This window comes from Pseudomonas sp. SDO5591_S426 (assembly GCF_054070755.1).
Genome location: NZ_JBSVXD010000197.1, coordinates 1 through 10,049, shown reverse-complemented (window position 1 = coordinate 10,049; position 10,049 = coordinate 1). Strand labels below are relative to the sequence as shown.

At 59.7% G+C, this 10,049-nt stretch carries 8 protein-coding genes; 5 read left to right on the top strand and 3 right to left on the bottom strand.

The window, feature by feature from the left end; translation table 11 throughout:
- Positions 1–141: 141 nt before the first annotated feature.
- Genes ACW9JC_RS25700 through ACW9JC_RS25690 form a run of 3 tightly spaced genes read left to right on the top strand, consistent with a single transcriptional unit; the run spans position 142 to position 3,707 of the window.
- A complete protein-coding gene (locus ACW9JC_RS25700; protein WP_457458483.1) occupies positions 142–801 on the top strand; it encodes a paraquat-inducible protein A in 660 nt (219 codons plus the stop codon).
- Positions 788–1,411 (top strand): paraquat-inducible protein A, encoded by a 624-nt coding sequence (locus tag ACW9JC_RS25695; protein ID WP_457458481.1) that lies wholly within the window; start codon positions 788–790, stop codon positions 1,409–1,411. The genes ACW9JC_RS25700 and ACW9JC_RS25695 overlap by 14 nt, the downstream gene beginning before the upstream one ends.
- Positions 1,404–3,707: a PqiB family protein gene (locus tag ACW9JC_RS25690; RefSeq protein WP_457458479.1), complete on the top strand. Its 2,304-nt coding sequence runs from the start codon at positions 1,404–1,406 to the stop codon at positions 3,705–3,707. The genes ACW9JC_RS25695 and ACW9JC_RS25690 overlap by 8 nt, the downstream gene beginning before the upstream one ends.
- Positions 3,708–3,776: 69 nt before the next feature.
- On the opposite strand, the gene mksF is transcribed toward ACW9JC_RS25690, so the two are convergent.
- From mksF to mksB, 3 genes are read right to left on the bottom strand one after another with little or no spacing between them, the layout of a single operon-like run.
- Complete coding sequence (gene mksF, locus ACW9JC_RS25685) at positions 3,777–6,617, bottom strand: Mks condensin complex protein MksF (RefSeq protein WP_457458477.1); 2,841 nt, start codon at positions 6,615–6,617, stop codon at positions 3,777–3,779.
- Positions 6,614–7,315, bottom strand: a complete 702-nt coding sequence (mksE, locus tag ACW9JC_RS25680; protein WP_338583049.1) for an Mks condensin complex protein MksE — start codon at positions 7,313–7,315, stop codon at positions 6,614–6,616. The genes mksF and mksE overlap by 4 nt, the downstream gene beginning before the upstream one ends.
- Positions 7,305–8,585, bottom strand: a complete 1,281-nt coding sequence (gene mksB, locus ACW9JC_RS25675) for an Mks condensin complex protein MksB (protein ID WP_457458474.1) — start codon at positions 8,583–8,585, stop codon at positions 7,305–7,307. The genes mksE and mksB overlap by 11 nt, the downstream gene beginning before the upstream one ends.
- A 219-nt stretch (positions 8,586–8,804) precedes the next feature.
- Here mksB and ACW9JC_RS25670 point away from each other — a divergent pair, with 219 nt between their 5' ends.
- Both ACW9JC_RS25670 and rimI read left to right on the top strand, forming a co-directional pair.
- Positions 8,805–9,551: an energy transducer TonB gene (locus ACW9JC_RS25670; protein ID WP_457458485.1), complete on the top strand. Its 747-nt coding sequence runs from the start codon at positions 8,805–8,807 to the stop codon at positions 9,549–9,551.
- Entirely contained in the window at positions 9,544–9,996 is a 453-nt protein-coding gene (gene rimI / locus ACW9JC_RS25665) for a ribosomal protein S18-alanine N-acetyltransferase (RefSeq protein WP_457458472.1), read from the top strand. The genes ACW9JC_RS25670 and rimI overlap by 8 nt, the downstream gene beginning before the upstream one ends.
- The last annotated feature ends 53 nt before the right edge of the window (positions 9,997–10,049 follow it).

Genomic DNA, 10,049 nt, shown 5'->3' with positions numbered 1-10,049 from the left:
TTCCGAAACCCCAATTGCGAAAGCAGTTGGGGTTTTGTTTTGGGCGAAAGAAAAGCGCGATCAGTCACAACACAAATTTTGCACAGTTATTTTCGGCCCAGGACACTAGAATAGGTCCAACTATTTAGAGTCAGAGCGCTTATGCCGGATCCGGTTGACACCCAAGGGCTGTCAGAATTACCACTACAAAATCTGGTTGCGTGCCATGAGTGCGACTTGCTGATGCGCAAGCCCGAGCTCGCTCATGGCGAGAAAGCCCTGTGTCCGCGCTGCGGCTACGAGCTCTACGCCCATCGCTATAACGTCGTACAGCGCAGCCTTGCCTTGGTCATTGCGGCACTCTTGCTGTATGTCCCTGCGAACTTTTTACCCATCATGCAGCTCAATCTACTCGGGCAATCGTCGCATGACACTGTCTGGAGCGGTGTTGTCGCGCTTTTTGACACCGGTATGCAAAGCGTCTCAGTGGTTGTGTTCCTTTGCAGCATGGGCATTCCCTTGCTCAAGCTGCTCTGCCAGTTGGTCGTATTGCTGAGCATCCGTTTTGATGTCGGGCGCAGTTACGGCTTGTTGCTCTACCGCATTTATCACCATCTACGTGATTGGGGGATGCTCGAGGTTTACCTCATGGGCGTGTTGGTAGCGATCGTCAAACTGGCAGATATGGCAGCAATCACTGTAGGCCTTGGCTTGGCGTGCTTCATTGTTTTGTTGCTGATCCAGGTCTGGCTGGAGGTCGTCATGTCGCCTCACCAGATCTGGCAGGCGTTATCAGGAGAGGATGCCCATGCGGGCGATTGATGCAGGCATTCTGATTTGCGCGGAATGTCATGAATTGAACAGGCAGGAAGCTGACACCGATGATCAGGTCTGCACACGTTGCGGAGCACTGGTGCATGCCCGCCGCCCGAATAGTCTGGTGCGGACCTGGGCTTTGTTGATCACCGCCGCCATTCTCTACATACCGGCCAATATGTTGCCGATCATGACCGTAAACTCATTGGGCAAAGGTGCGCCCAGTACGATCATGGCCGGTGTGATCGAACTGGTTCACTACGGAATGTTCCCCATTGCGGCCGTGGTGTTTATCGCCAGTATCCTGGTGCCCACGTTCAAACTGGTGGGCATTGCGCTGCTGCTGTTTTCCGTACAGCGTCGGCAGCCGCTTTCGGCGCGCCAGCGTATCTGGATGTACCGTTTCATCGAGTTCATCGGCCGTTGGTCGATGCTGGATATTTTTGTCATCGCCATCCTGGTGGCGGTTGTGAATTTTGGACGGCTAGCCAGTATCGAAGCTAATCTCGGCGCGGTGGCGTTCGCCAGTGTGGTGATTTTGACAATGCTAGCCGCAGTAACTTTCGATCCCCGACTGATTTGGGATAACACGGAGTCGGACGACGACCATGACTGATTTGCCTGTAGCGAAAACCCGACCGGCCTCGAACTGGTCTGCCATTTGGGTGTTGCCCCTGATCGCGCTGATTATCGGCGGCTGGCTCGGCTGGCGTGCCTACAACGAAACCGGCATCGAGGTTCAGGTGCGTTTCGAAAGCGGTGAAGGCATCCAGGCCAACAAGACCGAGGTGGTCTACAAAGGCATGTCGGTCGGCAAAGTGAAAACCCTGAAGCTCGATGATGAAGGTAGTTCCAAGGGCGTGATCGCCACGGTCGAGATGAACAAGGATGTCGAACAGTACCTTCGGACCAGTACGCGCTTCTGGCTGGTCAAACCGAGCGTGACGCTGGCCGGTATTACCGGTTTGGAGACGCTGGTCTCGGGTAACTACGTCGCCATCAGCCCGGGCGAGGGCGAGCCCACCCGCAAGTTCAAGGCACTGGCGGAAGAACCGCCGCTATCCGACGCCCAGCCTGGTTTGCACCTGACGATCAAGGCCGATCGCCTGGGGTCGCTGAACCGCGGCAGCCCGGTGTTCTACAAGCAGATCAAGGTCGGTCAGATCAAAAGCTTCCTGCTGTCCGAGGACCAGAGCACGGTCGAGCTCAAGGTCTTCATCGAGCCGACCTACGCCAAACTGGTGCGCAAACACACACGGTTCTGGAATGCCAGCGGCATCAGCATCGATGCCAATCTGTCCGGCGTGAAAGTGCGAAGTGAGTCCCTGGCCAGCATCGTCGCCGGCGGTATTGCCTTTGCCACACCGGAAAACCGCAAAGACAGCCCGCCCACCGATCCGAGCCTGCCGTTCCGTCTCTATGAAGACTTCGATGCCGCTGCGGCGGGCATCAAGGTCAAGGTCAAACTCACTGACTTTGAAGGCTTGCAGGCCGGTCGTACGCCGGTGATGTACAAAGGCATTCAGGTCGGCACGCTCAAAGCGCTGAAGGTCGATCCGGATCTGTCGGGTGCCAGCGCCGAGTTGACGTTGGACCCATTAGCCGAGGATTACCTGGTCGACGGTACACAGTTCTGGGTGGTCAAACCGTCTATTTCCCTGGCAGGTATTACCGGCCTGGAAGCATTGGTCAAAGGTAACTACATCGCCGTGCGCCCTGGTGACAAAGGCGCAGCGCCGCAACGTGAGTTTGTCGCACGACCCAAGGCGCCGCCGCTGGATCTACGTTCGCCGGGCCTGCACCTGGTGCTGTTCACCGAAAACCTCGGTTCGCTGGAGGTCGGTAGCCCGGTTCTCTACAAGCAGGTAAAGGTCGGCTCGGTGCAGAGCTACCAGTTCTCGCGAAAAAGAAAGCAGCTGGTGATCGGCGTCCATATCGAGAAGGAATACGAAAATCTGGTCAACGCATCCACGCGGTTCTGGAATGCCAGCGGCATCACGCTGACCGGCGGGTTGACTGGCGGAATTCAGGTCAAAAGCGAGTCGCTGCAAAGCCTGATGGCCGGCGGTATCGCCTTTGAAACGCCGGAAGCCAAGGCACCGTTGCAGAAGCGAATCCCGCGTTTCCGCCTGTTCGCCAGTCATGAAGAGGCCAACCAGAAAGGCGCTGTGATCACGATCAAGGTTGATCGCGCCGACGGCTTGCGCACGGGTACTCCGATTCGCTTCAAGGGACTGGATGTCGGCAAGATCGAGAATGTCGACCTCAGCGACGACCTGCAATCGGTGTTGCTCACAGCGCGCATCACCGAGGTGCCTGAGCGTATTGCGCGGGTTGGCAGCGAGTTCTGGGTGGTCAAGCCGGAATTGGGACTGATCAAGACATCGAACCTAGAGACGTTGGTGACCGGGCAATACATCGAAGTGCAGCCGCCAGCGAAGAATCTCGGCCCGCAGAAAAACTTCGTGGCCCTGGCCATTCCGCCTGAAACCGCCAAGGCCGAAGCAGGTTTGAGTCTGGTGCTGAGCGCCGCCCGCCGTGGCTCGCTGAAAGCCGGAGTACCGGTGACGTATCGCGAAATCACGGTCGGCAAGGTGACCGGATATGAGTTGGGTCAGACTGCGGACCGGGTGTTGATCCATATTCTGATCGAGCCGAAGTATGCGCCGCTGGTTCGCAGTGGAACTCGCTTCTGGAACACCAGCGGTTTTGATTTTGATGTCGGCCTGTTCAAGGGCGCGACAATGCGCACCGAGTCGCTGGAAACCATGATTCAGGGTGGCGTTGCGTTTGCCACACCAGATGGCGAGCGCATGGGCAGCCCCGCGAGACCTGAGCAGACGTTTGCGCTGTTTGACAAGTTCGAAGAGGAATGGCTGACCTGGGCACCGAAGATTTCCCTCGGCAAGTAAGCTCACGCAGATATGAAAAAGGCCGCGATCCATTGGATCGCGGCCTTTTTATTACCTTCGATTCAAGCCTCAGACCGCATCCAGCTCCGGTTCATCCGCTTCTTCGTTGACCGTCGCCTTCACCTGATCGTGACGACGGATGTACTTCCAGTCCGCCTCGTCGATGTAGATGCCGGCCGGGCCGCTGCCGCCTTCCAGGTCGATGGCGACACTGGCGCAGACTTGCGGCTTCACACTCGCCAGGATCGGCACGAAGCCCAGTTGCAGGCTGGTTTCCAGCAGTGCGGCCTGGTTCTTCTCGTCGATGTCTGCGGCCTCGTCGAGGTAGTACGGCAAGCGCACACGCCCGGCCAGGTCGCGGTCCATCAAGTGCAGCAACAAGTACATGTTGGTCAGCGCCTTGATGGTCATGGTGGTGCCGTTGGAGGCGGCGCCGTCGATATCGGTGTGGATCACCGGCTGACCGTTGACCTTGGTGATCTCGAACGCCAGTTCAAACAAATCCTTGAGACCGAGCTGGTTGTGGTTCGCCGCTACCAGACGCGCCAGGTATTCCTTGGCTTCTTCGTTCTTGTTGTCCTGCTCGGCACTTTGGCTCAGGTCGAACACCGATAGGGTTTCGCCTTCTTCGTATTGACCGGCGCTGTGGATGATCTGGTCGATGTGCTTGAGCGCTTCCTTGTTCGGCGCAAGCACGATGCGGAAGCTTTGCAGGTTGGAGACCTGACGCTTGTTGATCTCGCGGTTGAACAGCGCCAGTTGGTGCTCGAGGCTGTCGTAGTCGCTGCGGATGTTGCGCAGCGTCCGGGCGATATCGGTCACGGCGGCACGACGGGCCTTGCCCAGTGTCAGCGCTTCATCGGTACGGTGCGCGTACGCATTGATCAGCAGTGACAGGCGACGCTCCATGTCGTCTTCGCTGTCGAACTTGGCCACGCCCTTGAGGCGGACCTGCGCATACAGCGCCTCGATCTGGCCATCGGCGCGCAGCAGGCCTTGCCAGCTGTCCTGATAGTCGTTGAGCAGCGGCAGCAGATTGTCCATCGAGTCGTCGATCGGGTCCATGCATGGCGTGCCGAATGGCAGGTCTGCCGGCAACAACTGCCGACGGCGCAGGGCGTCGTCGAGGGTGCGTTGCTTGGCTTCCATGTCACCGATCTGGCGGCCGACCAGTTGCAGCTTGGCCGACAGTTGTTGGACGCGTTCGGTGAAGGCATCGCTGGAGCGCTTCAATTCGTCCTGTGCGGCTTCCATCTGCGCCAGTTGTTCCAGCTTGTCGCCTTCTTCGGCGCTCAGGGTTTGCGCGCGACGGAAGTCTTCCAGGGCTTTCTGCGCGTCCAGCACTTGCTGGTACAGCGCTTCGGTCTGGGTCTTGCTCGCGGCACGGTCGGCGGCCACGGCTTGCTGGGTTTTCAGCTGCTTGAGTTCTTTGTCCAGACGCTCTTTCTGATCGCGCAAGGCAGCGCGGTCCGCCAAGGCTTGCAGAGCTGGCGGCTCGATGTGCGAGATGTCGATCGACAGGCCCGGCACTTCGAAACGCTCGCCTTTGAAGCCGTCGAGGATCAGCTCAACGGACTTCACCCAGTCGCCGTTCTCGTCGAGGGTGATGCCATGTTCGCCCAATGGCAGGCTGAACAGCGCGCTGTTGAACAGGCGCATCAGACGCTCGACGTCTTGCTGCGAGAACTCTTCGCGCAGACGTGCATAGCTATTGTTGTCGGCATGATCGAGTTGCTGCTTGACCGACTTCAGGCGTTTTTCCAGATCGCGCAGGCGTTCTTCCAGATCCTCGGCGCTGAACTGACGGGACTGTGCCAGTGCACCGGCCAATTCGTCGTGCGCATCCTTGGCGGCGAGCAGTTGCTGTTCCAGCACCTTGACGTCATCGACCAGGGCAAAGCGATGCTTGAGCACCGACAGTTCGCCGAGCCAGCGCTGGATGCCGGTGATTTCCCGCTCCAGACGCATCAGCTCCTGAGTGCCGCCGCGCTGATCGTTTTGCAGCGCGTCTTGTTCGTTGCGGTAATGCTCGGCCTGAATGGTCAGCTCTTCCTTGCGCGCGCTGGCGTAGTCCGACCACGTGCCGAGCAGCGAATCGAGCAGCGGCGAGATCCGGTGCAGCTTGCCGCGCAGGATGTCGCGTTGCTTGACGCCGTTGGCCAAGGCTTCGACCAACGGGCCAGCGGCGACCAGCGAGTTGTAGTCCTGCTCCATGCGTCGTACATCGCGGAAGGCTTCTTCGCACGCGGCAATGTAATCGACGCTACCGGAACGCAGGCTGTGTTCGAACGCATCGAGGAACAGCTGCTTGAGCTTGGCCGCGGTGATTTCGCGCATGTGCAGCAGGTTGATGAACAGTGCGCGGAAGGTTTTCAGGCTCTGCTCGCTGGTGGAACGCAGCGGGATCAGCGTCAGGTCCAGCGGAATCGACGTGTGACCGCCAACCAGCAAGCGGCGCAGTTCATCCGGCTTGAGTTCGTAGGCTTTCAGGCCTTCGCGCTCAAGGTTGGTGAACAGCTCTTTTTGGCGCAGGCAGGTGTCGTTTTTCTGGTAGTGGGCCAGGTCCAGTTTGCCGGCATAGGCAAAGAACTGGTGACCGAAACCACCGCCCGGGCCGCGACCGACCACGCCGATCACATGCGGCCCGTGGGGCAGGTTCACTTCGACCAAAATGTAGCTGGTGTCCGAGGCGAAGTAGAAGCGCCGGGATTGTTCCAGGCTGTACTTGCCGAAACTCATGTCCGACATGCGCGCCAGGATCGGGAACTGCAAGGCGTTGATCGAGGCGGATTTACCGAGGTTGTTCGCGCCGTAGACCGACAGCGGTTCTTCCAGCGGGAACAGGCCGAGGCTGTAGCCGGCGGTGTTCAGAAGGGCAAAGCGGCGGATGCCGTAACGTTCCTTGCTCATGCGTCGAGCTCCTGTTCTTCGGCGATGGCGCGGGCCAGGGCGTCTTCTTCGCTTTCACCATCGAATTCGCTGAGGTCCAGCGGGTCGTCGGTCTCCAGCAGTTTTTCGTCGCTGTCTTCGTCGATCAGCACCGGTACCGGCAGCGGCAATACGCTGTGCAGGCTGGCAGCCAGATCACGGTCCTGCTGAACCGACAGGCAGACGTCGAGGAATCGGTGCATCGGCGGCAGGAAACGGTAGACCCCGTTTTCTTCGCTGGCAAAACCGAGCTGGGTCATGCGGCGCATGATCTTTTCTTCGAGTTCGTCCTGGGTTTGCACTTCGGCCTGGATGAACAGGTCGCGGTACTTCTCCAGCAGCGACGGCAATTCATCGCGGCCGAGGCTGCCACCGTCGAGCACGGCGATCGGATCGCGGCCCTGATCGGCCAGGTGCTCGACGAGGATGAAGGTGAACAGCGCCAGACGTTGCGCAGTTTTGTTCACCGCAGCGGCGGCGAGGTCCGGTACGAAGTAGTAGAAACCACGGGTGTCACAGACCAGCTCAAAGCCCAAGGCCTTGAACAGCGTGCGGTACTGGTCCTGGAAGTTCGACAGCTGTGCGTACAGCTCCGGATCGCGACGGCTGACGTGGTAACCCTTGAACAGCTCGCGAAAGATCGGCGCCAGCTGGGACAGTTCGGATAGATCAAGATGCATGTGGGATGCTCGCAGAATTCTCGGTGGCATCGTCGCCCGCCGAGAGCAGGGCGAAGGAGCGCAGGCTGACCTGATGCTCGTGTGTGAAGTAGTCGCGACGTTCCAGGCGCTCGCGCTTGAAGCGTTTTTCCCGGGACAGGCGCGAGAACCAGTACAGCAATTCGTCGGTAGCGCCGTCCGGTTCTTGCTCCAGCAGCCAGGTCATCAGGTCCGGCATCGGCAGGGCATCTTCGCAACGTTCGAGCATTTCCCGAACCGTGCGAGGTGCGCGCGGGGCTTCGCCGCCCTTGTGGGTTTTGTGCGCCTTGGGGAATCGCGCGGGTTTCGGTTCGAAACGTGCCAGCGCGTAAACGTAGGCCTCGACCTGACTGGCGCTGCCGAGGAAGGTGCTTTGTGGCCGGGTGAACATCGGCATGGCCGCTTGCGGCACGGCGTCGATGCCCTTGCGCCGAATCATCGACAGCGCCAGCGCCGCTCCACGGGTCACGGCATTGTGCCGACGCGCTTCTTCACGCAGCGGCAGCAGCAGTTCGCGGGCATGACGCAAGGTCAGTTGGGCGCTGGTCTGCATTTCGAGGATGCGAGCGTGGGTGCGCAGCAGCATGTCGTCATCGACCAGATGGCCAAGTCTCTGCTGCTCGCTGAGCATCTTCAGCAGCACGGTTTCGACCTTGCGCACGCCTTGTTCGAAGGCGCCGTCGGCGTTCACCAGATCGATCATCGGCTCGACGTATTCGTCCCAGGTCGCCAGCACTTCAGCGTAACGCTGACGCAGCGGAATCTGCCGGTCGCTGGTTTTCGCCCGTTCGGCGACGGCTATCAGTGCCTGTTCGTCGTTGTCGAGTTTTTTCAGCACGTCGCGCACGCGCATGTCGAGCAGGCGCAACTGGCGGGCCAGATCATTGCCGTCGCGGATATCGAAGGCGTCCTGGATGTAACCGGCCAAGCGCTCAAGGTGGCGCAGGTAGGCTTCGATTTCCAGGCACAGGCCCAGACGGTGTTCACGGCGCAGATAGGCGAGGAAGTCGTGAATCTGCGCATTGAGCTCGAAACGGTTCGGGCTTTTCGCCACGGGAACCAGAATGTCGAGGCGAATCCACACGTCCAGCAGGCTGGTGATGTCCTGCGGCGTACTGTCGAGTTGCTGGGCGGCCAACTGTGAACGCAATTCGTTGAGGCTCAGGGTGCCTTGGTCGAAGTGCTCGCACAGTGGCTCCAGAAGTGCCCAGTGTTCAGCGAGGGCGCGCAAGACGCGCTTGGGTTCGATCATCGGAATGGCCGGCTGGTTGGCGATTAAAAGCCGCGATTGTACTGCATCGAAGGCGATGCGATTCACTCTCGGGACGGACTGTCGGCTTCTTTTCGGTAAAGTGCATCGATCAACAGCGGGCGATCTTGTGCGAAGGGCGGTAGAATCAGCGCACTTTAGTTATCCACAAGTGGCCGACCTTTGCTTATCGAGTCCCGTCGTCGCGCTTATTTGAACGCCATGCAGGTGGTCAACTGGCTGCCGCGCACCGAATTGCCCTTTGCCGCGCCGTCGCGGCCCGAGCTGCTGGAGATGCCCGAGCCGGTAGTCGTCGCGCCGGTCGCACCTGTTGCCGTGGCTGAAACGCCTGTGGCGCCGGTAGTCAAACCCGCCGAACGGGCGAAAATCGAAGTGCCACGGCCATCACTGGCCAGCAGCCGCTCCGGTGCAAAAGCGGTCGAGGAAGCCGAAGAGGCGCCGATCGTCGCCAAACCTGCGCCGATACCGCCGCCACGTTTCGCCCTGCAATTGCTGCGCGCCGGGCGTTGCCTGCTGCTGGTGGAGTTACCCACAGGCGAAACCTTCCAGACCCGTGATCCCGCTTATCTGTTGCTCAAGGACATGCTGCGCGCCGCCGGTCTGCCGGACAGCCCGCAGATCATCGGCGAGCCGGTGCGCTGGCCGCTGCTGGTGCGGGGCAACATGGATCAAGGGCCGGAATCGGCTCGGGATTTCGTCCAGGGTTTTCTTTCGGCGAGGCTGGAAGATGCACCGTGCGTCTGCCTGTGGCTGATCGGCCTGCCGGCGGTGCGCTTTGCCGGTGAGGCGGATGCCGAATCCTACAACCGTGAACTGCAGGTCGAAGGCCTGGGTTCGGTCTGGGCCTTGCCGGGCCTGGAATTATTAATGGAAGAGCCACAGCGTAAGGCTGATGTCTGGCAAGCCATGCGTCGGCTGATGGCGCGCTGGAAAGAATCGAATGAGTGAGGCTGTATCGTTCCGCCCGATGACCGAGGCGGACCTGGAAACTGTTCTGAAGATCGAATACGCCGCCTACAGTCACCCGTGGACCCGCGGGATTTTTCTCGATGGGCTGGGCAAGTACCAGATCTGGCTGATGTTTGAAGGGCAGCAGCAGGTCGGCCACGGTGTGGTGCAGATCATCCTCGATGAGGCGCATTTGCTGAACATCACCGTCAAGCCGGAAAATCAGGGCCGCGGCCTGGGTTTGACGCTGCTGGAGCACTTGATGTCGATTGCCTACAAGGCTAACGCCCGGGAGTGTTTCCTCGAAGTGCGCGACAGCAATACTGCGGCGTTCAAGTTGTATGAGCGCTATGGCTTTAACGAGATCGGCCGGCGTCGGGATTACTACCCGGCGGTCGGTGGGCGTGAGGATGCGGTGGTCATGGCCTGCACATTGGTTGATTGAGAGCTGTAGGAGCTGCCGAAGGCTGCGATCTTTTGACTTTGAGCGTCGCGCCA

Bases quoted from the DNA above. Each gene is read 5' to 3' on its own strand.
- ACW9JC_RS25700 (WP_457458483.1), top strand. From the start codon at position 142: ATGCCGGATCCGGTTGACACCCAAGGGCTGTCAGAATTACCACTACAA.
- ACW9JC_RS25695 (WP_457458481.1), top strand. From the start codon at position 788: ATGCGGGCGATTGATGCAGGCATTCTGATTTGCGCGGAATGTCATGAA.
- ACW9JC_RS25690 (WP_457458479.1), top strand. From the start codon at position 1,404: ATGACTGATTTGCCTGTAGCGAAAACCCGACCGGCCTCGAACTGGTCT.
- mksF (WP_457458477.1), bottom strand. From the start codon at position 6,617: ATGAGCAAGGAACGTTACGGCATCCGCCGCTTTGCCCTTCTGAACACC.
- mksE (WP_338583049.1), bottom strand. From the start codon at position 7,315: ATGCATCTTGATCTATCCGAACTGTCCCAGCTGGCGCCGATCTTTCGC.
- mksB (WP_457458474.1), bottom strand. From the start codon at position 8,585: ATGATCGAACCCAAGCGCGTCTTGCGCGCCCTCGCTGAACACTGGGCA.
- ACW9JC_RS25670 (WP_457458485.1), top strand. From the start codon at position 8,805: ATGCAGGTGGTCAACTGGCTGCCGCGCACCGAATTGCCCTTTGCCGCG.
- rimI (WP_457458472.1), top strand. From the start codon at position 9,544: ATGAGTGAGGCTGTATCGTTCCGCCCGATGACCGAGGCGGACCTGGAA.